Annotated in this window: 22 protein-coding genes and 1 tRNA gene; 14 read left to right on the top strand and 9 right to left on the bottom strand. The window is 64.9% G+C overall.

From position 1 onward, the window contains the following. Positions 1-48: 48 nt before the first annotated feature. Positions 49-3357, top strand: a complete 3309-nt coding sequence (locus tag ACOOE1_RS14395; protein ID WP_420402891.1) for a response regulator — start codon at positions 49-51, stop codon at positions 3355-3357. A 5-nt stretch (positions 3358-3362) separates the two neighbouring features. On the opposite strand, the gene ACOOE1_RS14390 is transcribed toward ACOOE1_RS14395, so the two are convergent. After that, positions 3363-3599 carry a YdcH family protein gene (locus ACOOE1_RS14390; RefSeq protein WP_420402890.1) on the bottom strand — a complete coding sequence of 79 codons (237 nt, stop codon included), beginning with the start codon at positions 3597-3599 and terminating at the stop codon, positions 3363-3365. Between the two features lie 178 nt (positions 3600-3777). Between ACOOE1_RS14390 and ACOOE1_RS14385 the strand changes: the two genes are divergently transcribed. Then, the gene (locus ACOOE1_RS14385) at positions 3778-4689 is read left to right on the top strand and encodes a DMT family transporter (protein ID WP_420402889.1); all 912 of its coding nucleotides are present in this window, start codon (positions 3778-3780) and stop codon (positions 4687-4689) included. 94 nt (positions 4690-4783) lie between these two features. On the opposite strand, the gene ACOOE1_RS14380 is transcribed toward ACOOE1_RS14385, so the two are convergent. Continuing rightward, a tRNA-Gly gene (locus tag ACOOE1_RS14380) sits at positions 4784-4858 on the bottom strand. Beyond that, a complete protein-coding gene (locus tag ACOOE1_RS14375; protein ID WP_420402888.1) occupies positions 4838-5074 on the bottom strand; it encodes a hypothetical protein in 237 nt (78 codons plus the stop codon). Before ACOOE1_RS14375 ends, ACOOE1_RS14380 begins: the two co-directional genes overlap by 21 nt. Between ACOOE1_RS14375 and ACOOE1_RS14370 the strand changes: the two genes are divergently transcribed. From ACOOE1_RS14370 to ACOOE1_RS14350, 5 genes are all read left to right on the top strand, one after another. Further along, entirely contained in the window at positions 5073-5612 is a 540-nt protein-coding gene (locus ACOOE1_RS14370) for a prolyl-tRNA synthetase associated domain-containing protein (RefSeq protein ID WP_420402887.1), read from the top strand. The two genes, ACOOE1_RS14375 and ACOOE1_RS14370, sit on opposite strands and share 2 nt — an antisense overlap. Before the next feature lie 69 nt (positions 5613-5681). Beyond that, a complete protein-coding gene (gene trxA / locus ACOOE1_RS14365; RefSeq protein ID WP_420402886.1) occupies positions 5682-6587 on the top strand; it encodes a thioredoxin in 906 nt (301 codons plus the stop codon). A gap of 19 nt (positions 6588-6606) precedes the next feature. Then, a complete protein-coding gene (locus ACOOE1_RS14360) occupies positions 6607-7281 on the top strand; it encodes an LON peptidase substrate-binding domain-containing protein (protein ID WP_420402885.1) in 675 nt (224 codons plus the stop codon). Next, on the top strand, positions 7268-7543 hold the full coding sequence (locus ACOOE1_RS14355) for a Trm112 family protein (protein WP_420402884.1): 276 nt from the start codon (positions 7268-7270) through the stop codon (positions 7541-7543). Before ACOOE1_RS14360 ends, ACOOE1_RS14355 begins: the two co-directional genes overlap by 14 nt. A 3-nt stretch (positions 7544-7546) precedes the next feature. Further along, complete coding sequence (locus ACOOE1_RS14350) at positions 7547-7921, top strand: gamma-butyrobetaine hydroxylase-like domain-containing protein (RefSeq protein ID WP_420402883.1); 375 nt, start codon at positions 7547-7549, stop codon at positions 7919-7921. On the opposite strand, the gene ACOOE1_RS14345 is transcribed toward ACOOE1_RS14350, so the two are convergent. Next, positions 7905-9164 (bottom strand): UbiH/UbiF/VisC/COQ6 family ubiquinone biosynthesis hydroxylase, encoded by a 1260-nt coding sequence (locus ACOOE1_RS14345; RefSeq protein WP_420402882.1) that lies wholly within the window; start codon positions 9162-9164, stop codon positions 7905-7907. The two genes, ACOOE1_RS14350 and ACOOE1_RS14345, sit on opposite strands and share 17 nt — an antisense overlap. Before the next feature lie 339 nt (positions 9165-9503). Here ACOOE1_RS14345 and ACOOE1_RS14340 point away from each other — a divergent pair, with 339 nt between their 5' ends. The 5 genes from ACOOE1_RS14340 (at position 9504) to ACOOE1_RS14320 (ending at position 15877) form a co-directional block, all read left to right on the top strand. Then, positions 9504-9842 carry a P-II family nitrogen regulator gene (locus ACOOE1_RS14340; RefSeq protein ID WP_028466168.1) on the top strand — a complete coding sequence of 113 codons (339 nt, stop codon included), beginning with the start codon at positions 9504-9506 and terminating at the stop codon, positions 9840-9842. Positions 9843-9854: 12 nt separating this feature from the next. Beyond that, entirely contained in the window at positions 9855-11177 is a 1323-nt protein-coding gene (locus ACOOE1_RS14335; protein WP_420402881.1) for an ammonium transporter, read from the top strand. A gap of 221 nt (positions 11178-11398) precedes the next feature. Then, the gene (locus ACOOE1_RS14330; protein ID WP_420402880.1) at positions 11399-12589 is read left to right on the top strand and encodes an aminotransferase class I/II-fold pyridoxal phosphate-dependent enzyme; all 1191 of its coding nucleotides are present in this window, start codon (positions 11399-11401) and stop codon (positions 12587-12589) included. A gap of 30 nt (positions 12590-12619) precedes the next feature. Then, on the top strand, positions 12620-15067 hold the full coding sequence (locus tag ACOOE1_RS14325; protein ID WP_420402879.1) for a DNA translocase FtsK: 2448 nt from the start codon (positions 12620-12622) through the stop codon (positions 15065-15067). A gap of 186 nt (positions 15068-15253) precedes the next feature. Beyond that, positions 15254-15877 (top strand): LolA family protein, encoded by a 624-nt coding sequence (locus ACOOE1_RS14320; protein WP_420402878.1) that lies wholly within the window; start codon positions 15254-15256, stop codon positions 15875-15877. Between the two features lies 1 nt (position 15878). Here the strand turns inward: ACOOE1_RS14320 and ACOOE1_RS14315 are convergent, their stop codons facing one another. Beyond that, positions 15879-16649 (bottom strand): sterol desaturase family protein, encoded by a 771-nt coding sequence (locus ACOOE1_RS14315; RefSeq protein WP_420402877.1) that lies wholly within the window; start codon positions 16647-16649, stop codon positions 15879-15881. A gap of 94 nt (positions 16650-16743) precedes the next feature. Between ACOOE1_RS14315 and ACOOE1_RS14310 the strand changes: the two genes are divergently transcribed. Next, a complete protein-coding gene (locus ACOOE1_RS14310; protein WP_420402876.1) occupies positions 16744-17532 on the top strand; it encodes a gamma-glutamyl-gamma-aminobutyrate hydrolase family protein in 789 nt (262 codons plus the stop codon). Between the two features lie 32 nt (positions 17533-17564). Continuing rightward, positions 17565-18353, top strand: a complete 789-nt coding sequence (xth, locus tag ACOOE1_RS14305) for an exodeoxyribonuclease III (protein WP_420402875.1) — start codon at positions 17565-17567, stop codon at positions 18351-18353. Between the two features lie 117 nt (positions 18354-18470). Here the strand turns inward: xth and ACOOE1_RS14300 are convergent, their stop codons facing one another. The 4 genes from ACOOE1_RS14300 to ACOOE1_RS14285 all read right to left on the bottom strand — a co-directional run bounded on the left by ACOOE1_RS14300 (position 18471) and on the right by ACOOE1_RS14285 (position 23250). Continuing rightward, complete coding sequence (locus ACOOE1_RS14300; RefSeq protein WP_420402874.1) at positions 18471-19556, bottom strand: metal-dependent hydrolase; 1086 nt, start codon at positions 19554-19556, stop codon at positions 18471-18473. Between the two features lie 67 nt (positions 19557-19623). Then, the gene (locus ACOOE1_RS14295) at positions 19624-20118 is read right to left on the bottom strand and encodes a class I SAM-dependent methyltransferase (protein WP_420402873.1); all 495 of its coding nucleotides are present in this window, start codon (positions 20116-20118) and stop codon (positions 19624-19626) included. Between the two features lie 9 nt (positions 20119-20127). Further along, positions 20128-20583 (bottom strand): cyclic nucleotide-binding domain-containing protein, encoded by a 456-nt coding sequence (locus ACOOE1_RS14290; RefSeq protein WP_420402872.1) that lies wholly within the window; start codon positions 20581-20583, stop codon positions 20128-20130. Positions 20584-20613: 30 nt separating this feature from the next. Continuing rightward, positions 20614-23250 carry an ABC transporter transmembrane domain-containing protein gene (locus tag ACOOE1_RS14285; protein WP_420402871.1) on the bottom strand — a complete coding sequence of 879 codons (2637 nt, stop codon included), beginning with the start codon at positions 23248-23250 and terminating at the stop codon, positions 20614-20616. Positions 23251-23263: the final 13 nt, after the last annotated feature.

The following is a 23263-nucleotide window of genomic DNA, read 5'->3' as shown; positions in this document are numbered from 1 at the left end:
GCATGATCAGGGATGTGCGCCCGGGCACGCCCTGCGGAACTTGGACGAATGCGCATTCGAATTCTCGCGATGCTTCCGGCTCTGCTGGTCTTCGCCGCCGCAATTGGCAGCGGGTGGTATCTCTCGCTCGAAGCGCGCCGGGCGCACCTCGCGGAGGCGCGTCGGGAGATCTCCGGCGAACTCGACCTCCTGCGGGCCCGTCTCGAGGGCATCGTTACCTCGAACATCAGGCTCGTCGGCGGGCTCGCGGCGACCATTTCGGCCAACCCGGAGATGTCGGAGCAGCAGTTCTCCCGGATCGCGGAGCGGCTCTTCACCAGGCGCCTGCAACTGCGCAATATCGGCGCCGCACCCGATCTGGTGCTGCGCTATATCTATCCGCGCGAAGGGAACGAGAGCGCGATCGGCCTCGATTACCGCAAGAACGAGGCACAAAGAGCGGCGGCCATCGAAGCGCGGGAGGCGCGCGACCTCGTGCTGGCCGGTCCCCTGACCCTGCTTCAGGGCGGAGTCGCGGTCATCGGGCGCTATCCCGTTTTCGTCAGAAATCCGGACGGAACCGAGAGTTTCTGGGGGCTGGTATCCGCCGTCATCGATATGGAGGAACTCTACGCGGCCGCCGGGATTCCGGCGAATCCTGCCGAGATGACTTTCGAATTTGCAATCCGCGGGCGCGACGGAAAAGGCTTGGACGGGGACGTCTTCTACGGGGACGAACGACTGTTCCGGTCCGAGCCGGTCCTGCAGGCGGTCAATCTTCCCGTCGGGACGTGGGTGTTTGCCGGGCGACCGAACGGCGGCTGGACTGTCCCCCACGAGATCTATCTGCGCATTTGGTTCCCGGTTCTTCTGATCGGTCTGGCGATCGCCGCGCCGGTCGCCGGTCTGGGATTCTATCACGAGAGGCGGCGCGGGGACGTTCAGGCGCTCGCGGCGCAGGAAGCGGGACTGATCGCCGCCAAGGAAGCGGCGACCGAGGCCGAGCGCCAGTTGCGCATCGCGCTCGATGCCATGAACGGCGCATTCGTTCTGTATGACCGCGACATGCGTCTGGTGCTCTGCAACGAGCGCTTCAAGGATCTCTATCCCAGCACGCGCCGGACGATGATCCCGGGCCGGGCGTTCGAGGAGATCATCCGCGTCTCGGCCTATGAAGGCGAGATCCCGGAAGCCGTCGGCCGGGAAGAGGATTGGATCTCGATGCGTCTGCGGCAGTTCAGGGACCCCGGGCCGGTCGTGGAGCAAATTCTGCCCGATGGCCGGTGGATCCGGATTCAGGATTCGAAGACTCCGGACGGCGGATTTCTTTCCTTCCGCGTCGACATCACCGAACTGAAGCAGCGTCAGGAAGAGGCCGAGGCGGCGAGTCGCGCCAAATCCGCTTTCGTGGCCAACATGAGCCACGAAATCCGCACGCCGCTCAACGGAATCGTCGGCCTCGGGCGGTTACTGCAAGGGACTACGCTGGACGAAACGCAGGGCGATTTCGTCAGCAAGATCGTATCTTCCTCCCGGATTCTTCTCGGCATCATCAACGACATTCTCGATTTCTCGAAGATCGAGGCCGGCCAGATCGAGATCGACGCCACAGATTTCAACCTCCGGCAGGTGATCGATCAGGCCGGAGGGCTTGCAGGGGATCTGGCAGCCGAAAAGGGCCTGGAGTTCGACGTCTTCATCGACCCGGATACCCCCCTCGACCTTCATGGCGACCCGCTGCGCGTCGCTCAGATTCTGACCAACCTCTGCAGCAATGCGGTCAAGTTCACCGGAGAGGGTTCCGTCAGGCTCCATGTCCGGCCCCGGGCGCTGACGGACAATCAGGTCGAGCTGGACTTCAGAGTCGAGGATACCGGCATCGGCATCACCGCGGAGCAGCAGGAGAAGATCTTCAAGCCGTTCGCGCAGGCGGACATCTCGACAACGCGGCAATATGGCGGCACCGGTCTCGGACTTTCGATCTGTCAGGATCTCGTGCAGCGGATGGGCGGCAAGATCTGGGTCGAGAGCGCGCCCGGAGAGGGCAGCGCCTTCCATGTCGTCCTGCCGTTCCGGACGTCCGTCAGCCCCTTTCTGGCGGGCGACAGCGCGACGGCGCCGTTCAGACATTGGCGGGTTCTGGTCGTCGATGACAGCGCGACGGCGCGTCTCGTGCTGACAGGCATGTTCCGGACGTTGGAGCTCGATGTCGAAGAGGCCGATTCCGGGCCCGCCGCGCTGGCGTGCATCGAAGAAGCCCATCGGGAGGGCCGGGGATTCGACCTGGTGGTCCTCGACTGGATCATGCCGGAGGCCGACGGCTTCGAGACCGCGCGGAAGATCCGCCAGGCCCGCGGCGGGAGCGGAACCGAACCCAAGGTGGTTCTGGTGACCGGCGCAAACGCCGAAGGCCTGACGGAACAGGCGCGCGCCGCCGGACTGAGCGCGGTGCTGACAAAACCGATCGCGCAGGAGCGGTTGTTGCACCTGCTGCATGCGCTCGCGGAAGGTCGCGAGATTGATGAGGCGCCGCCGGACCCGGCCTCTGCGCTGGTTTCGGGCATGAAGGTTCTGGTCGCGGAAGACAATGCGATCAACCAGCAGGTCGTCGCGGCGCTTCTGCGTCGTGTCGGCGTCGAGGTCGAACTCGTCGGCAACGGCCGGCTCGCCGTCGATACGGTGCTCGGGGGCGATCCGCGGAATTACGATGCCGTTCTCATGGACATCCAGATGCCGGTCATGGACGGCATCGAGGCGGCGCGCCATATCCGGGAGGACGAGCGGTTTCGCGATCTTCCGATCATTGCGGTGACCGCCCATGCGATCACCTCCGAAATCGATCGCTGTTTCGAAGCCGGAATGAATGCCCATATCGCAAAGCCGATCGAGGAGGAAAAGCTCTTCGAGGCGCTGGCCGGCGTGCGCTCCGGCCGTATCAAGGGGGTCACGTTCGAGGCCGAAGCGGGGGGCGAGGGCGTCGCACCGGACATCACGGAGGAAAACGCGGGCTTCGAACCTTTCGACCGGACTGCGAGGCTCGTCGGGTCGGACCTGCTTGCCGGGCGCTTGTTCAACGAGTTCCACCGGCAGAATGTAGGCAACGCCGGCACGCTCGGCGCTCTGATTGACCGGGGCGACCATGTCGCGGCCTCCCGGCTCGCGCATCAGATCAAGGGGGTTGCGGGAAATCTCGGTCTGGCGGCCCTGAATGCCGCGGCAGCGGATCTGGAAGCCGCGCTGCAATCCGGAATTCCGGCGGATCCCGCATCCGACCCGGCCCGTTTGCGATTCGAGGAGGAACTCGAGCGGGCCCTTGATGCGACCCGTGCGCATCTCGAGAGGAAGGGCCTGCTCGAGGAAGATGCGGGCTCGGCCTGAGCCGGTCAGGCGTTCAGGAAGCCTGCGACCTCGTCCTTCAGAGCCAACCGCTTTTTCTTCAGCTCCTCGGCATAGGCGTCCGACGTGGTCTCGATTTCCGCCTCGATCCGGTGAATTTCCCGGTTCACCTCATGATAGGCGTCGGCCAGTTTGGCGAAATGGGCGTTGTTCAGCTTCAGATCGTGGATCTTGTCGACCGCTTCCGGGAATTCTGCGGCGAGTTCGTGGGGGACGTGGGACATTTTCGTTTCCTGAGTTGGTCGTTGCGGTCGTTGGCTCTCGAGATAGGAGCATGCCGCCGCGGGCGCTTCTTTGATCCAGGTCAAGTTGCCGGCAGGCTCCCGCGCGGCGCCTGCCGGCTGGCAATGCGCGCCCGGCCGCGATAGTCTCGGCCCTCAAACCGCACTCAGGCTTCATCTCATGCGTTTCATCGCCGCCTTTTCAAGGCTGCCGGCCACGGTCCGGGCGACCCTCCTCATGAGCACGGCGATGGTGTTCTTCACCTCGATGGGGCTCTTCATCCGCCTCTCCTCCGAGACCCTGCATGTGCTCGAGGTCGTGTTTTTCCGCAATTTCCTCGCGGTTGTGCTGATGGCGCCCTGGATCATGCAGCAAGGCTTCGGCGCGCTGAGGACCAAGCGATACGGTCTCTACAGCCTGCGCGCGGCGGTCAATCTGGTGGCGATGGCGGCGGGTTTCGCGGCGATCACCATGATCCCGCTCGCAGAGGCGACGGCGCTCGGCTTTACCGCGCCGCTCTTCGCCACCATCGGCGCGGTTCTGGTCCTCGGGGAAGTGATACGGGCACGCCGGGTGGCGGCGCTCGTCGCGGGCTTCGCCGGCATGCTTATCGTGTTGCGTCCGGGGATGGAGGCGATTTCTCCGGGGGCGCTGCTCGCGCTCGGCAACGCGCTCGGAATTTCCATCACAGCGCTGGTGGTGAAGAAACTGACGGCGACCGAGCGGCCGGAAGCGATCGTGCTCTGGATGGTGCTGCTGCAGAGCCCGCTCTCCCTCGTGCCGGCGCTGTTCTACTGGACCTGGCCGGATCCGATCACCTGGCTCTGGCTCTTCTGCCTCGCCGGGGCGGGGACGCTCGGCCACATGTGCTGGACCCGTGCCTGCGGTCTCGCCGAGATCTCCCAGCTGCAGCCGCTCGAGTTCATCAAGCTGCCGCTGATCGCGGTCATGGGCTTCCTGCTGTTCGGCGAGGAGCCGAGCGTCTGGGTCTGGCTCGGCGGCGCGGTGATCTTCGGCTCTACCGCCTATATCAGCCACCGCGAGGCGGTTCTGGCGCGGCGCAAGGCACGGGAGGCGGCCGGCAAAGACTAGCAGCGGCGGAGTGCGTATCGCAGACCGCAAAAACGAAAAGCGGCCCAAGGGGGCCGCTCTGATCGTTTCTGTCTTCACCTCTCGGAAGAGAGAGTGGAGCGGGCGATGAGATTCGAACTCACGACCCCAACCTTGGCAAGGTTGTGCTCTACCCCTGAGCTACGCCCGCATCCAGCGGCGTCGGCGACGCCGTGAAGAGGCCGCGATAATACAAACTGTTCTTCGCAATGCAAGCCTCGAAATCACATTTTTTTTCAGGGCCTCGCAAGAGCGCCGGCGCGCGCACGAAACCCTTGGTTTTTCCTGCTTTTCCGGCTATTTCCTGTGCTTCCGGCGGGCGCTGCCAGCGCCGCTGAGCAAAGAAATCGCGAGTGGATTGTGCCATGGCAGAGAGTGAATCAGCTTCCGGGGACGGCCAGGCGGCTCCCAGAACACCTGAGCAGCTGCTGGCCCATCTCGATGCCCGCGGCATCGCTTACGATCTGCACCGGCATCCGCCGCTCTTCACCGTCGAGGACAGCAAGGCGCTGCGCGGGGAGCTGCCGGGCGGGCATTGCAAGAACCTCTTCCTGCGCGACCGCAAGGGCAGGATGTGGCTGCTGGTCACGCTCGAGGACCGGCCGATCGACCTGAAGCAGCTCGGCGAGGCCTTCGGCGGCGCGCGGCTCTCCTTCGGCAGCCCGGACCGGCTGATGACCTATCTCGGGATCGTGCCCGGCGCGGTCTCTCCCTTCGCCCTGATCAACGATGTCGGCCGGGAGGTCACCGTGGTGCTGGACAAGGACATGCTGGGTTTCGACCCGCTGAACTACCACCCGCTCTCCAACGAGATGACGATCGCCGTTTCTCCCGCCGGGCTTCAGGCTTTCCTGACCGATCTCGGCTACGTTCCGGAGATTCTCGATCTCAAGGCTCTCGGCTGATCCCGCTAGGGCCTTGTCAAGTGACGCCGCCGGTCAAACTTTACCCTTAAGCAAAGAACGGACGACCCAATGGAACCCCTCATCAACGCCGCGCCGGATCCCGCCGACCTGATCAAGGACTCGGACCAGAACAGTTTCATGGCCGATGTCATCGAGGCCTCTCGCGAGACACCGGTCATCGTCGATTTCTGGGCACCCTGGTGCGGACCATGCAAGCAACTCGGCCCTGCGCTCGAGAAGGTGGTGCGCGATGCCGGCGGCGCGGTCCGCATGGTGAAGGTCAATATCGACGAGAACCCCGCGATTGCGCAGCAGATGCGGGTGCAGTCGATTCCGGCGGTTTTCGCGTTTCACCAGGGCCGGCCCGTGGACGGCTTTCAGGGCGCCCTGCCGGAAAGCCAGATTCGCGAGTTCGTCAAACGTCTGACCGGCGGTGCGGCGGGTGAATCGCCGCTCGACGAGGCGCTGGAGGCGGCGGATCAGATGCTTGAGGCGGGCGATGCCCAGGGCGCGGGAGGGATCTACAGCCAGGTCGTGCAGCACGATCCGGAGAATGTCCGCGGCAATGCCGGCCTGATCCGCGCGCTCGTGGCGATCGGACAGGTCGAGCAGGCGCAGCAGGTGATCGATCAGCTTCCCGAGGATCTGAAGAAGGCTCCGGAGGTCCATGCGGCGATTGCGTCGCTCGAGCTGGCGAGCGAGAGCGTCGATGCCGGCGAGGTCGCGGAGCTGACCGCGGCGATCGAAGCCGATCCGAAGAACCACCAGGCGCGCTACGATCTCGCCATGGCCCTGTTCGCCGGCGGTAACCGCGAGGGAGCCGTCGATGCACTGATCGAGAGCATCCGCCTGAATCGTGAATGGGAAGAACAGAAAGCCCGAAAGCAGCTGGTGAAGTTCTTCGAGGCCTTCGGTCACACCGATCCGGTGACCATCCAGGGCCGACGCAAACTCTCCGCCGTGCTGTTTTCCTGAACCTGGAGGTTGAACGGAAATGCCGGATACCCTGTCGCGCAGCCCCTTTTCTCCTGACCTGGAGGACATGCCTGCCTGCATTCCGGTCTTTCCCCTGCCGGGGGTGTTGCTGCTTCCGGGCGGCAAGCTTCCGCTCAATATCTTCGAGCCGCGCTATCTCGTCATGACCCAGGACGCGCTCGCCACCGACCGGCTGATCGGAATGATCCAGCCGGCGGAGGCATTCGAGGCCGACAGCCCCTGTCTGCAGCGGACCGGATGCGCGGGGCGGATCACCTCCTTCTCCGAAACCGAGGACGGCCGCTTCCTGATCACGCTGACGGGGGTCGCGCGCTTCCATGTCGAACAGGAGCTGGAGGGCCGTTCCGGGTATCGCCGTGTGGTCGCCGACTGGTGCAGTTTCGCTGCCGATTTCAAGTCTTCGGACGATTGCCTGGTGCTGGACCGCTCCCGGCTCATGCGCGGCCTGAAGGACTATTTCGCCGTTCAGGGCATCCGCGCCGACTGGGACTCGATAGAGAATGCCGAGGATATCCAGCTGCTGACGACGCTCGCCATGGTCTGCCCGTTCGGACCACTGGAGAAGCAGGCGCTGCTGGAGGCGCCGACGCTGCAGGAACGTGGCGACACCATGCTGGCCCTGCTAGAAATGGCGGTTCACGATCCGAGGGACGAGGAACATGCACGGCACTGACAAACCCGCGGCCGGGGCGGCGGAACGCGAGGTCGATCCGAAACTGCTCGAAATCCTGGTCTGCCCGGTTACCAAGGCGCCGCTCACCTACGACCGGGAACGTTCGGAGCTGGTAAGCGAGCAGGCCCGGCTGGCCTATCCGATCCGCGACGGCGTGCCGATCATGCTGCCGGACGAGGCGCGGCCGCTCGATGAGGACGGGGATCCGGTGGCTCCGGGCGCGGCCGCCGTGAAGGCCAACGCCGACAAGCGGGCGGGCTGAAGCATGAGCGACGGTTTCTCGACCGAGATCTGGCCGACCGAGATCCGCGTTCAGTCGGCGGAGAAGTGTCTCGAGATCGATTTCGACACCGGAGAGAGCTTCAGCATTCCGGCGGAACTGCTCCGGGTCGAGAGCCCGTCGGCGGAAGTGCAGGGGCATGTGCCGTCGCAGAAGAAGCTCGTTTCGGGCCGCGCGCACGTCAATATCATGGGCATGGAGCCGGTCGGCAATTACGCGGTCCGGATCAAGTTCGACGACCTGCACGACAGCGGCATCTATACTTGGCGCTATCTGCACAAGCTCGGCGCGGAGAAGGATCAGATCTGGACCCGCTATCTTAAGGAACTCGAAGAGGCCGGCCTCAGCCGCGAGCCCTGACGCGACGGCCCTGGCGCTGCGCCGGGTCCCGCATTAGGCGCGGCAGGTCCCCGACCGTCCCCATGGCGCCCCGCATGAAGGCCCGTTTCAGCGGCCCGATTCGCTGTACGAGGCCGAGGCCGGCATCGCGGAGCAGCTTCACCGCGGCGGAATTGTTCGAGAACAGCCGGTTCAGCCCGTCCGTTGCCGCAATCATCGACATCACGTCGAAGCGGCGCCAGCGCTGGTATTTCTCCAGCACCGGGGCCGAACCGATATCGAGCCCGAGCCGCCGTGCGTCCTCGATCGTGTCGGCCAGGGCCGCAATGTCGCGCAGGCCGAGATTGAAGCCCTGTCCGGCGATCGGGTGAATGCCGTGCGCGGCGTCTCCGACCAGCACCAGACGGGGTCCGATATAGCGCTCCGCATGGACAAGACCCAGCGGATAGGCCCAGCGCTTGCCGCTGACATGCAGCGCACCGAGAGACCCGTCGAAGGCTTCCGCGAGTTCCTGCGCGAATTCCCCGTCTGACAGTCTCAGAAGGGCCTCCGCCGTCGCCGTGCGTTCGCTCCAGACGAGGCAGGACCGGTGGCTGCCGTCCTCCGCATCCATCAGCGGCAGCATGGCAAAGGGGCCGGCCGGCCGGAAATGCTCGTAGGCAATGCCATTGTGCGGGCGGGCGTGGCTTACGGTGCAGGTGATCGCGGTCTGCCCGTAGGAAAACTCGGTCGTCCGGATGCCGGCCCGGCGCCGCGTCGGGGAGCGGCGACCGTCGGCGGCGAGGGCGAGACGCGCCGTCACCTGACGGCCGTCCCGGAGCGTCGCGGTAACGAGGCCGCGACCGTTCTCGAGCCCGGCGACCGAAGCCGGGGCGAGCACTTTCAGCCCGTCCTTTCCGACCGCTTGCCGGTAGAGGCCGGCCTTGAGGGCGCCGTTGTCGGCAATGAAGCCCATGGCCTCGGCCCCGGCATCTTCGCGGTCGAACTGCAGGAACAGGGGCGAACCGCCTTCCTGCACGCGGATATCGCCGATCGGGCAGGCCGGCTCGGGCATTGCCTCCCAGACACCGAGCCTCTCCAGCATCCGCTTGCTGCTCTGGGAAATGGCAGTGGTCCGGCCGTCATGCCCTGCTGCAGTCTGAACCTCCGCCGGGACCGGATCGATCACGGTGACCTTGAGGCCCGCCGACTGCAACGCCAGAGCGGCCGACATGCCCGAAAGGCCGCCGCCGACGATCAGTACATCGCAATCCGGGTGACTCATGACGGCGTTTCTCCGGGTGATCGCGTCGAATGGGTGCCAGCGAAGATACAGGGACGCGGCGGGCAGACAAGGTCCCGCGCGCTTTGTCGCAGCCCCTGTTGCGCTGCACAAAATTACATCACGGTTACATTGATGCCTAAAAATTGTGCACGAATGCTGAGTCATCAAGACTTCCGGAGGGCTCGAGAATTGCTTAATGCATTGACATATATGTATTTTTTCAATCTCTCGATTCTCGGCACGCTATTTGTAATGACTCGACCGATCTGCGGTGCGCAGACATCCGGCATGCCCGGCGACGGGCGGACGGCAAAGCACAACAGGAGAAGGTTGGGCGGCATGAAACTGATCATGGCAATCGTAAAGCCCTTCAAGCTTGACGAGGTCCGAGAATCGCTGACCGCTCTGGGGATCCAGGGGCTGACGGTAAGCGAGGTCAAGGGCTTCGGACGGCAGAAGGGGCAAACCGAAATCTATCGCGGCGCGGAATACGCCGTGAATTTCCTTCCGAAGGTCAAAGTCGAGGTGGCGGTGCCGGACGACTTGGCGGAACAGGTGGTGGAGGCTATCCAGAAGGCAGCGAATACCGGTCGCATCGGCGACGGCAAGGTGTTCGTGCTGGATGTCTCCCAAGCCGTCCGGATCCGCACCGGCGAGACCGGCAACGACGCGCTTTAAGGAGTTCACCAGATGAGAAAATTCTTCGGCTATTCCGCTCTGGCGGCCGTTACAGCGCTGGTCACGATCACGCTGACCGAGACTGCGTCCGCGGCTGTCGAACCAGAGACGGCCTTCATCTTCAATACGCTGTCCTTCCTGATGCACGGGTTCCTCGTGATGTGGATGGCGGCCGGCTTCTGCATGCTCGAGGCGGGCCTGGTCCGCACCAAGAACACGACCATGCAGTGCGCCAAGAACATCACCCTCTACTCCGTCGCGGGCCTGCTCTACTGGCTCGTCGGCTACAACCTGATGTACATGGATGTCAGCGGCTTTATCGGCTCGCTCTCGGTCTGGTCGGCGTCTGACGATGTCATCACCGAAGCCGGCTTCACCGGCGACGGCAGCGGCTACGCGGCGGCCTCCGACTGGTTCTTCCAGATGGTGTTCGTGGCGGCGACCGCCTCGATCGTTTCCGGCACCGTCGCCGAGCGCGTCAAGGTGTTCCCGTTCCTGATCTTCACGGTTCTGCTGACCGGATTCATCTACCCGATCCAGGGCTCCTGGACCTGGGGCGGCGGCTGGCTGAGCGAGATGGGCTTCTCGGACTTCGCCGGATCCACCATCGTGCACTCCGTCGGTGGCTGGGCGGCGCTCTCCGGCGCCATCATCATCGGCGCGCGGACGGGCAAGTACGGCAGCAACGGTTCCGTGCATCCGATGCCGGGTGCGAACCTGCCGCTGGCGACTCTCGGCACGTTCATCCTGTGGCTCGGCTGGTTCGGCTTCAATGGCGGCTCCCAGCTCGCCATGGGCTCCGCCGCCGACGTTCGTGACATCGCGACGATCTACGTGAACACGAACATGGCTGCGGCCGCCGGCGTCGTCGCCGCGGTGATCCTGACCCAGATCATCTACAAGAAGCTGGACCTGACCATGGCGCTCAACGGTGCCCTGGGCGGTCTGGTCTCGATCACCGCCGAGCCGCTCGCGCCGAGTATCGGCCTTGCGGTGATGATCGGTGCGATCGGCGGCATCATCGTCGTCGTGACCGTCCCGCTACTCGACAAGCTGAAGATCGACGACGTCGTCGGTGCGATCCCGGTTCACCTGTTCTGCGGCATCTGGGGTACCATCGCGGTGGTCTTCTCCGGTGCGAGTTTCTCGACCCAGGTGATCGGCATCGTCGCCATCGGCGCCTTCGTCATGGTTACCAGCGCGATCGTCTGGACGGTCCTCAAGCTGACCGTCGGATTGCGGGCCAGCGATGAAGAGGAAGCGCTCGGCCTCGACCGTGCGGAGTGCGGCCTCGAAGCCTATCCCGAGTTCGGCGGAGGCTCCCAGCGGGTCTGATTTCCCGAGAGTACCTGACCAAGCGGGCCCGGATGGCGACATCCGGGCCCGTTCTCTATTTAAAACAATATTTTATCTGAAATTCATATAAAGAAACCCGAACCCCCCTTTATGTGAGGCTTTGCATTAAAGTTGCCCCATAACTATCGGGCTTCTATGATAGATTTCCAAAAGAACGTGAATGGCTGGGGCGGAATCCCGGCCGAACAGGACAGAAATCGATGATTAACCCGGCGCTTCAACCGCTTAGCGACTATACCTTCGCGCGCCTGAACAGGATGTTGGAGGGTGTCGAGCCTGCCGCCGGCAAGCGTCCGATCATGCTCTCCGTTGGAGAACCGCAGATCCAGCCGCCCGCCCTGGTGAACGAGATCATCGCCGCGAACGGCGATCTCTGGAACAAGTACCCGCCGCCGAAGGGTGATCTCGCGTTTCGCGAGGCGGTCGCCTCCTGGCTTGGACGGCGCTACGGCCTGCCGTCCGGTCTGCTCGACCCGGAGCGCCACGTCACTTCGATCTCGGGCACGCGCGAGGCGCTCTACCAGCTCGGCTTCCTCGCGGTTCCGGAGCGGAAGAACGGGCAGCAGCCGGTCATCCTGATGCCGAACCCGCTCTACCACTCCTATCGCGGCGCGGCGATGCTGGGCCGGGCCGAGCCGGTCTACATGAACGCCACCGAGGAAAACAACTTTCTGCCCCATCCCGAGGATGTGGCGCCGGAGATCCTGGAGCGGACCGCTCTCTGCTTTCTCTGCACGCCGAGCAATCCGCAGGGCCGGGTGGCGACCCTCGACTATCTGAAGCGCGCGATCGAACTGGCGCGTCGGTACGATTTCATGCTCGCGGTGGACGAATGCTATGCCGAGATCTACCGCGGCGACCCGCCGCCGGGCGGCCTCGAGGCGGCGGCCGCGCTCGGCGACAGCCTGGAGAATATCGTCGTCCTGCATTCACTCTCGAAACGATCAAGCGCGCCGGGCATGCGTTCCGGCTTCATGGCCGGGGATCCGGAACTGGTGACGCGCTACGGCGAGTACATCATGTTCGGCAGCGCCTCGACGCCGCTGCCGTTGCTGCATGCGGCGACGGCGCTCTGGAAGGACGAGACCCATGTCGAGGCCAATCGGGCGCATTATGCCGAGAACTGGCGCATCGCCAGCCGGGTGCTCGGTAACAAGAAGGGGTACCACGAGGCCGAGGCCGGCTTCTTCGTCTGCATGCCCGCCGAGGATGCCGAGGATCTGACCCGGACCCTCTGGCGCGAGCAGGCGGTCAAGATCGTGCCCGTCGGCCTGATGGCCAGGCAGGACGCGCAGGGAATCAATCCGGGTAATCCCTTTGTGCGCATCGCCCTCGTCTACGACACGGAAACCACGGAGGAAGGTTTGCGCCGCATCGCGCCCTATTTCTGAGGCGGCGGCGGAACCTGCGGGGAAGATCTCATGAGCGCATCGACCAAGAGTGCCGGGAACGACATGTCGGGCGGGGGCTTCCTGCCCGAGAGTGTGCGCCTCTATCTCAGGCGCCGGGCGGTGGAAATCTCCGGCCTCGCCCTGCTCGCCCTTTCCGGTCTCGGGACCGCCCTGCTCCTGAGCTACGCCCCGGCCGATCCGTCGCTGAACGCCGCCGGCTCCGGAGAGGCGCAGAACCTGCTGGGTCCGATCGGCGCAATCGTCGCCGACGTCATGGTGCAGACCGTCGGTCTGGTCAGTGCGGTTCCGGTTCTGCTCTTCGCGGTCTGGGGCTGGCGTCTGATGACCCACCGGCCGCTGGTGCGGGTGGCGCTCCGCATCGCCCTGCTGCCCTTCGCCCTGATCGCCGGCTGCCTCGCGCTGGCGGTCCTGCCGGTGCCGGACGGCTGGCCGCTCCGGGCCGGTCTCGGCGGCGCTGTCGGGACCCTGGTATTGACCAAGATCTCCACCCTCGGTCTGCTGGCGGCACTGGACGCGCTCTGGATCGGCCTTGGCGCCGGGCTGCTCGCGGTTTCACTGCTGCTCTGGACTTTCGGTGCCGCCTGGCACGAGTGGCTGGCGCTGGCGCGCGGGGCGGGCCGCGGCGTCGGCACCGCGGCGGCGCTCGGGGCCAAAGGCGGCGTGCTTGGCGGTCGGGCGCTCGGAAGCGGTCTCGAGGCAACGGCCAATCTGGCCCGCAAGGGCTTCGATTCCGTCGGCCGCAGGGAACCGTCGCTCGGTGGCAGTCCGTCCGAAGAAAAGACACGCCTCAATTCCGCGCCGCGCAAGGCGCCGGAAGTGGAATCCCCGGCACCGGTACTGAAGGCGGTGCCGGACGAGGCCCCCGCGCCGCGCAAGGCGGCGGCGAAGAAGCCGGCAAAGGTCGCGCAGGCAAGCCTCGACCTGCCCAATGCCGGCGATTACGAACTGCCGGCGCTCGATCTCCTCGAGGAAGCGCCGGAAGGCGCCGCCGGCCCGGCGCCGGAAGCGCTGCAGGAAAATGCCCGCATGCTGGAATCCGTGCTGGCCGATTTCGGCGTCAAGGGCGAGATCGGCAAGATCCGCCACGGCCCCGTGGTCACGCTCTACGAGCTGGAGCCGGCACCGGGTACGAAATCCTCCCGCGTCATCGGCCTCTCCGACGATATTGCCCGCTCGATGAGCGCGGTCTCGGTGCGCGTTGCCGTGGTTCCGGGGCGCAACGTGATCGGCATCGAGCTGCCGAACGCGCGGCGCGACACGGTCTATCTGCGCGAGATCCTCGAATCGGACACCCACGAGCGCTCCGGCGCCAAGCTCGGCATCGCGCTCGGCAAGGATATCGGCGGCACACCGGTGGTGACCGACCTCGCCCGCATGCCCCACCTGCTGATCGCCGGCACCACCGGTTCGGGCAAGTCGGTGGCCGTGAACACCATGATCCTCTCGCTCTTGTACCGGCATGCCCCGGAGCGCTGCCGGATGATCATGATCGATCCGAAGATGCTCGAACTCTCGATCTATGACGGCATTCCGCACCTCCTCTCCCCGGTCGTGACCGACCCGAAGAAGGCGGTGGTGGCGCTGAAATGGACCGTGCGGGAGATGGAAAGCCGATACCGCGCCATGTCGAAGCTCGGGGTGCGCAATATCGACGGCTACAACGCCCGCCTCGCCGAGGCGCGCAAGAAGGGCGAGGTGCTGAAGCGCCGGGTGCAGACCGGATTCGACAGCGAGACCGGCAAGCCGGTCTTCGAGGAGGAGCCGCTCGACCTGACGCCGCTGCCCTACATCGTCGTGGTGATCGACGAGGTGGCCGACCTGATGCTGGTCGCCGGCAAGGATATCGAGGGCGCGGTGCAGCGCCTGGCGCAGATGGCCCGCGCCGCCGGAATCCATGTCATCATGGCGACCCAGCGCCCCTCGGTCGACGTCATCACCGGCACCATCAAGGCCAACTTCCCGACACGGATCAGCTTCCAGGTCACCTCCAAGATCGACAGCCGCACCATTCTCGGCGAGCAGGGTGCGGAACAGCTGCTCGGCCAGGGCGACATGCTCTACATGGCCGGCGGCGGCCGCGTCACCCGCGTGCACGGGCCGTTCGTCAGCGACGAGGAGGTCGAGGACGTGGTCCGCCATCTCCGCGCCCAGGGCGAGCCGGAATACAACGACAGCGTCACCGAGGACGACGGCGAGGGCGGCGAGGGCGGTTTCGGCGACCTCTCGGGCCTGACCGGCGGCAACACGGACAGCGGCGATGCGCTTTACGACCAGGCGGTCGCCATCGTCGCCCGCGAGGGCAAGGCCTCGACCAGCTTCATCCAGCGCCACCTGAAGATCGGCTACAACCGAGCGGCGACGCTGATCGAGCGTATGGAAGCGGACGGCGTGATCAGCCAGGCCAACCATGTCGGCAAGCGCGAGGTCCTGGTGCGCAATCCGAACGAAGAGGAGTGAGGGGGCTCTCGCTCCGGTTCCCTCCTGCAATCGCGACCGTCATTTCCATGCAAATGGGAGCCCAGGGATCGTACACCGGCGATCTCGGTCCCCGGGTCCCCGCGTTCGCGGGAATGACGATCATGGCGCGCGGCCGCCCCAATATTGCCGCTTGCAACTGCGCATCCCGCCTGCCATTTGAAATGCATGAAAAAGCTCCTCGCCCTTGCCGCCCTGGCGCTCTGTGTCCTCCTCCCGCAGCCTTCCGGCGCGGCGCCGCTCAGCGCCGAGGACAAGCGGGCGCTGAAGGCGATCGAGGCCTATTTCGACGGGTTGACCACGCTGCAGGCACGTTTCCTCCAGGTCTCCAACCAGGGTGCGACGGCGCAGGGAATCCTCTCGCTGAAACGGCCCGGCCTGATGCGCTTCGAATATGACGCGCCCTCGCCGGTGCTCCTGGTCTCGGACGGGACCTGGCTGATCTTCCAGGACAACGAGCTGCAGCAGACCACCCATGTGCCGCTCGGCAGCACACCGCTCGCGGTGCTGGTCGAGGATCCGGTGGACCTGACCGAGAATCTCGAGGTGCTGGAGGTCATCCGCAACCCGGGCGTTATCCGCCTGCTGATGCGGATGCGCGAAGATCCCGAGGCCGGGATGATCCAGATGGTGTTTTCGGATGCGCCGCTGGAGCTTCGGCAATGGACCATCACCGACGCCCAGGGGGTCGAGGTGAAGGTGGCGCTGCTGGAGACCCGCAAGGGCATGGAACTGGACCGGGATCTCTTCAAGCCGCGGGATTTCGAGAGCGGAAATTTTATCGACAAATAGGTTAGCGCCGTTCTCGGAACGGCAGCGCGATCAGCGGCAGCGCCTCCTCGTCGTGGCGGTTTTCCACCCCGATCCGCATCTCCGCCGTCCTCTGCGTCCGGCTGCGGGAGCGGAACACCAGATCCCACCAGCTGAAGATCGTCGCGTAGTTCGAGTCCGTGTCCCTGCGGAGCGCATGGTGGTGGATCCAGTGGATTGACGGGGTGACGATGACCCGGGAGAGCGCGGCCTCGAGGCGCGCCGGCAGCTTCAGGTTCGAATGATGGTAGATTGCCGAGAGCAGTACCAGGACCTCGAAGACGATCACCGAGGTGAAGGGAATGCCGAGCAGGATGATCACCACCGCCCGGGCCCCGGCGCTCAGCAGCACCTCGCCGAAATGGAAGCGCACGGCCGAGGTGACGTCGAGGAACTCGTCGAGATGATGCACCTCGTGGAAGCGCCAGAGGAACGGGATCTCGTGGTTCAACCGGTGCCACCAGTAGATCAGCATATCGAGAACCAGGATATCGACGATCAGCCCCTGCCAGCCGGCGAGCCAGTCGGGCCGCCAGCCGAGCGCGTGGCTCGAGGCCCAGAGCGAGACCGGGACGACGATCAGAGGCGAGAGCGCACTGTTGAGGGTCCCGAGCACGGCATTGCGGAGCACGCGCGTCCAGCCGCCCTGTCGCGGAACTGCCGGCGCAAGCCGCTCGGCGCCGAAAAGCAGGGCGATCCATGCGAGGATCAGCAGACCCTTATGCTCGACTAGCTGTTGCGTGGAGAGGTCCATGTGGGGGAATATGGCAGCGCCTCTGCCGGGCTGCCAGCGGCATGCTGTCACGGCCCCGAGAGCGCACTGTCAGTCCCGAAGCGAGGAGCCTTTCATGCTGTCCGTTCCGTCTCTGCCCCTGATCGGTGTCACTGCCTGTCATCAGCAGGGCGAGTCGCACTCGGTACAGCGGGTCTCCGAGAAATACGTCACCTGCGTTCCGGAGGCAGTCGGCGGGCTGCCGCTGATGATCCCCGCGCTCGAGGCGGGGCAGCTCGATCTCGACAGCCTGGTCGCCCATCTCGACGGTCTGCTGCTGACCGGCAGCCCGTCCAATGTCGAGCCGCATCATTTCGACGGCCCGGCGAGCGTCGAGGGCACGGAACACGACCCGCGCCGCGACGGCGTCACCCTGCCGCTGATCCGCAAGGCGATCGAGGCCGGCGTGCCGATGCTCGGCATCTGCCGCGGCATCCAGGAGATGAATGTCGCGCTCGGCGGCACGCTGCACCAGCGCATCTTCGATCTTGACGACAGGTTCGATCACCGCATGCGCCGCGACGTGGATTTCGACATGAAATACCGTCCGGCGCATGAGATCCGCATGACACCGGGCGGAATGCTGGCCCGGATCGTCGGCTCCGAGACGGCGCTGGTCAACTCGCTCCACGCCCAGGGCGTCGACAAGCCGGGCCGGAATGTCGTGGTCGAGGCTCTGGCGCCGGACGGGATCGTCGAGGCGATCAGCGTCTCCGGCACCAAGTCCTTCGCCCTCGGTGTGCAGTGGCATCCGGAATGGCCGCGGCCGATCGCCGGCATCAACCGGCAGATCTTCGAAGCCTTCGGCGAGGCCTGCCGCGCCCATCTTCGCACGCGCCTCGGTCTTGCCGACGCCGCCGAATAACTTCCGTTCTCCCGTTCAGAAAGACCTGTCCCATGCGGATTGCCACCTGGAACATCAATTCCGTGCGCCTGCGCTTGCCGACCGTGCTCAGCTTTCTGCAGGACCATGCCCCGGACGTGCTCTGCCTGCAGGAGACCAAGACCGAGGACCAGCATTTCCCGGCCGAGGCGCTGGCCGAGGCCGGCTATACCCATCAGGCGATCCGTGGCCAGAAGAGCTACAACGGCGTCGCCGTGGTCTCCCGCGTGCCCTTCACCGAATCCGACAGCCGCGACTGGTGCGGCAAGGCCGACTGCCGTCATCAGGCGGTGCGGCTCGACGGAGGCATCGAACTGCACAATTTCTACGTGCCCGCCGGCGGCGACGAGCCGGACCCGGCGGTGAACGACAAGTTCGCGCACAAGCTCGCCTTCCTCGACGAGATGGTCGACTGGTTCGGCTCCGCCCGCACGGCGAGTGACCCCATGGTGCTGGTCGGCGACCTGAATATCGCCCCGCTGGAGACCGACGTCTGGTCCCACAAGCAGCTGCTCAAGGTGGTCAGCCACACGCCGGTCGAGATCGAGGCTCTGGCGCGGGTCCAGGGCGGGCTCGGCTGGACCGACGCGGTACGCCATTTCGTACCCGAAACGGAAAAGCTCTATTCCTGGTGGAGTTATCGCTCGCGCGACTGGGAGAAGGCCGACAAGGGCCGCCGGCTCGACCATGTCTGGGTCACCGAGCCGTTGAAGCCGCGGCTGAAATCGGCCGCGATCTTGAAGGCCATGCGCGGCGGCGAGAAGCCGTCCGACCACGCGCCGGTGATCGTCCAGCTGGATTAGTTTCCCACAATTTCTTTCGTCGTCCCGCACCAGATCCGGGATTTCTGGAAATCAGGCCGGGCTCTGTGATCGTGAAGAGCTCGGCTCGGTGGGGGTATGACGGTTCTTATAGGACAATTATCCACAACTCGCCGCAACGGGCAGGGCGGCGAGCATCTTTCGCCCGGGATCGACCAGGCTCGCGGCCTCGGCCGGGCGGACGCGGTTGTCGCCAAGCATCGCGGCGAGCAACCAGTCGACGTCTCCGTCGGCCGAGCGCGCCACGCGGACGCGTTCCGGCGGTATCTCCTTCCAGGTCTCCCCGTCCGGGGCGGCGATCCGGAAGTCGAACACGAAACTCGGGGTGATGCCCATCCGAAGATCGGCGATCCGGAGGCCTTCCTCGTCCCTGACCGTCCGGTAATAGCCCTTCGAGAACGCGGCGACGGTCGCGGCATGGGGAAGCGCATCGAGGCAGGGCCCGTCCGGCGCCAGGCGCGGATGGGCATGGATGCGTGCGCTGTTCCGATCGCCGAATACCGGCTGGTAGATATTGTAATAGACCGGTCCGTCCAGCGCGATCGTCCGCCAGAGCAGGGTGTTGAAGGGCATGGGGGTTGCCAGCAGCTGTTCGGCTTCGATGCCTGCCGCCGCCAGGGCGTCCCGCGCCTTGCCGTCGGCGATCTGCTGGGCCGCGAGCGACCAGCCGAGATAGAGCGTCGAGAGCGCTAGCGCCCCGGTCGTCGCCCGTCCGATCTGCTCGCTCCGCCCCGGTACCGCCAGGGCCCAGAGAGTCGCCGCGAGCAGCGGCAGCGTGTAGAGCGGATCGATGATGAAGATCGAGCCGACCCCGAAAGGCGTGTCGACCAGCGGCCAGAGCAGGCGCGTTCCGTAAACCGTCATCGCGTCGATCAGGGCGTGGGTCGCGAGGCAAAGAAAGACCGTGAAGTACGCCGCAGCGCGTTCTTGCCTGAGACCCTTGAAGAGCCGCATCAGCCCCTCGCCGATCAGCGGGGTCAGCGCCGCGTGGACCAGAAGGGAATGACTCCAGCCCCGGTGCAGGACGAAATCGCTGACCGGATCGCCGTGCTTGTAAAGGACATCGAGATCGGGAAGCGTGCCGAGAACGGCGCCCGCGAGGGCGGCCTTGCGCGGACCGGTCTTCGGTCCGGCGACGGCGACGGCGACGGTGGCGCCGAGGACGGCCTGGGTCAGTGAATCCAAGAGTGCTTCCCCATAGGTACTGAAACGACCTGCATGACATGCTGCCGGACGGCCGCCGGTTCAAGCGTCAGACCGGGGCAATTCGGTAGAGATGGATCCGTCCCGGACTGATTCCCTCGGGGAGGGCGGCGGCTTGCCAGCGCGGCAGATCCACCGGCTGGTCGCTCACCACCACTGCGCCGTCTGCCAGAAGGGCGTCGACCAGGGGGGCGATTTCCGCCGCGAGCGCGATACTCGCCTGTTTCTCGCCTGTGCCGATATCGAGATGCGCAAGCAGGACGGTGGGTCCGAGCCGCTCCCGTGCCTGGACCAGGGTTTCGCGGAAATCGCCGAGGAAGATCCTGTCGCGCGCCGGAATGCAGTCCGGATGGGCGGCAATCTGCCGGTCGAATACGTAGAACGGGCGGTCCGGCATCAGCGAACGCAGATGATCGAAGGTCCGGCCATTGCCGAGTCCGAGTTCTATTGCGTTTCCGGAACGGTTTTCTGTGGCCGAGACGGCCCATTCGAGGCTGAGTTTCTGCGCCTGGAGACGGCGGATGGCACTGTCGAGACGGCTCACGATCGAGGCTCACCCGTCCTTGTCGGACAGCGCGGCACGCAGGCGCATATTGGTCTGCTCCAGCCGGGCAGCCAGTTCGCGCATGATTTCCACCGCAATCTGCGGGAAATCCGTGACGAGACGGAAGAAGGCCTCCTTGGCGATCTTAAGTGTCGTCAGCGACTGTTTCGCCTGGACCGTCGCGGTCCGGGGCACGTCGCAAAGTATGGCGATCTCGCCGACCACATCGCCCTTGGTGAGCTGCGCCACCTCGATCTTGCCGTCGTCGGTGTCGATCAGGACGGATGCCGTGCCGTCGATGATGATGTAGGCGGCATCGCCGGAATCGCCCTGATTGAACAATACCTGACCGTCTGCGTAGTTCAGCCGCTCGGAAGTGAAGGCAAGCAGCTTCAGCTTCGACGGTTCGATCTTGGCGAAGAGCGGGATGTTTTTCAGCAGCTCGACTTCTTCGTTCAGGCTCATGGGTGCATTCCTCGGGTTTCGGGCGCTGGCCTAATCCTCATCCAGCAGTCCCCGGAACATGGTGCCTTCCTGGTTAAGACTATCAAACGTGCCGTCTTCGATCACGCGGCCGGCGCGCATCACCAGTATCCGGCCGAACGGCTGCGCGAGGCGTGCCCGGTGGGCGACGAAAATCACGGTGCGATCGGCCGCTTCCGTGCAGATTCTGGCGAGGGTCGGACCCTGCATGCCGGAATCGAGGGCGGCGATGGCCTCGTTCAGGACGATGACGTCCGGGCGCCTCAACAGGATGCGCGCGATCGCGATTTTCTGGCGCTGCGGGGCGGTCAGCCGCGATCCGGCGATGCCTGCTTCCGCGTCGAGGCCGACCTCTGTCACGATGGCCCTCAGGCCTTCCGATTCGATGACTTCGGCCAGCACCTTGCCGACCTGGTTTCCGGCGTCGGCCTGACCGTAGGCGATTTTCCCGAAGAGAATATTGTCCTGCACCGAGGCGGCAAGGTTGAACCGGTCGACCGAGAAGAATTCGAGCGCGTCCTGCCGGTCGGCCGGCAGTTCTTCGCGGAACACCTTGCGCGCCTCGAGAATCCGGGTCTGCAGTTCGTCCGGGATGTTTCCGAGACGATGGCGCGCGGGGATCAGCTTGAACGGCAGATCGAGGAAGCGGCTCTTGTCTTCCGCCCCCATCCCGTCGAGGCCCACACGGTCGGCGCGCTGCAGCAGGAGCTGGAACTCCGGCAGATCATCGGCGGAAATGAAGGAGTACTGCGCGAAGAACTCGTGATCCGGTGGCAGATCCTTGAACAGCTCGACCATGGTGGACGCGACGTCCCGGCCGATATGCACGAAATCGTCCGTTAGCCCGACCTTGTCGAGCACGGACCTGACATACGGGTCCGAGGCGAGACGGTCGAGCGCGAAATCGTCGCCGACAGGCGTCCCGAAGAGCAGGTTCTCCGCCACGCTCGCATTGCTGTTGAACTTGTCCTCGTCGAAGGGTTCGACGAGGTGGGCGAGACCGAGTTCCTCCAGGCGGGCGCGCAACCGGGTTCGGGCGCCGAGAATACGGTCGCCGACTTCCTCCCGGCTCTCTGCGCTCAGCGAGCCGCGCAGGCCGAAGGCGTAGACCTCGTCCTCGAGCCCGACCACTTTCAGCAGTTCGGCGATCCGGTCCTTGAGGGCGGCTTCGTCGACACCGATTGACCCGTAATCGATCCAGTTGGCGGAAACCGGGTCGAGGGAATTGCCCGCCGCTTCGGCGTCAGCGCGCTGACGCGGCGAATCGGGGAAGGAGTCCGGGTCCGGATCACCGGAGGGATGGTGTCGCGCGCCCATCAGGAGATTTTCCCGGATCGTGCTGGAGAAGACGAAGGCGCCCGGTCCGACATAGCCGATCCGCCGACCGGTGACGGATTCCGGCAGCGGGGCGATGTCCACTCCGTTGATGGTGATGCTGCCGGAGGTCGGCAGGATCAACCGCGCGACCACCATGGCGAACAGGTCCTTGCCGCCGGCGCCGGGACCGGTGATCGCGATATGCTCGCCTTTCGCGATCTCGACGGAGATGCCGTCCAGCAGGATTTCGCCGTCATCGTCGGTCAGCCCGACATTCCTGAGCGCGACGGGTCCGTCGAGCGATACCGGCGTGTCCGGTTCCTCGATCTGTTGCGCCTCGGTCAGGCTGCCGGCCGGATCGAACTGCTCGATCACCTGTTCGTACTTGATCCGGGAATCTTCCTTCCGCTGGTAGTAGGTCAGCAATTCCTTCCAGGGGGCGGACAGGTCCTTGTAGGCGGCGAGGATCGCGACCAGGGCGCCGAAGGTCAGGTCGCCCTTGATCACCAGCACGCCGCCGATCGAGTAGAAGAAGAACGGCGTCAGCTGGCCGATGAAGTTGTTTAGGAACTTGATGAAGAACTTCCGGCGGTAGATCTCGAACCGGATCGTATAGATCTCGCCGAGCCGGGTGGTGAAACTGGCCAGGGCGAAGCGGGAGGCGTCGTTCGCATGGATTTCCTCGACTCCGGAGATGCTTTCGCCGATCCGGTCAGAGAGCTTGCGAACCGCTTTCACCCGGTCCTTGCCGAGCGCGTTCACCCGCCTCTGCAGTTTCGGAATGATGTAACCCTGCATCGGATAGAGGGCGATCGCGGCGGTTCCGAGGATCGGATCCTGAACGAACATGAAGACAAGAATGGTCAGCAGGGTGCCGCCCTGGAATGCGGGAAGCGAAATGGCATCGCCGACGAAACCGCCGAGCGGTTCCACCTCCGCGGTGATCATCGGGATCACCTCGCCTTGGCTGACCTTGCGAAAATGCGGCAGCGGGAAGCGCAGGACGCGGGCGTAGAGGTCGTAGCGCAGGCGCCGCAGCATGCGTTCGCCAAGCTGGCCGCGATAGACGTTGATATAGTACTTGAACCCGCCATTGACGCAGACAAGCGCGAGGAAGATCCCGCTCAGCAGCAAGAGATACGGAATCTGGTCGAACTGATATCCGAGGATTTCCTGCGGGAAGTCTTCACCGCCGATCGCCTCGTTGATGATGGTTTTCGGCAGGTCCAGCGAATAATAGAGAAACGGGAAAGACAGACCGGTCAGCACGAGGAGAAAGATCTGCTCTTTCTTGCTGTACCGGAAGATGAACCGGAAAATCGTGGGTTCCATGCGGAGTGTCAGC

This window comes from Nisaea sp. (assembly GCF_965216895.1).
Taxonomy (GTDB): domain Bacteria; phylum Pseudomonadota; class Alphaproteobacteria; order Thalassobaculales; family Thalassobaculaceae; genus Nisaea.
This window is presented reverse-complemented; position numbering and strand designations above follow the sequence as displayed.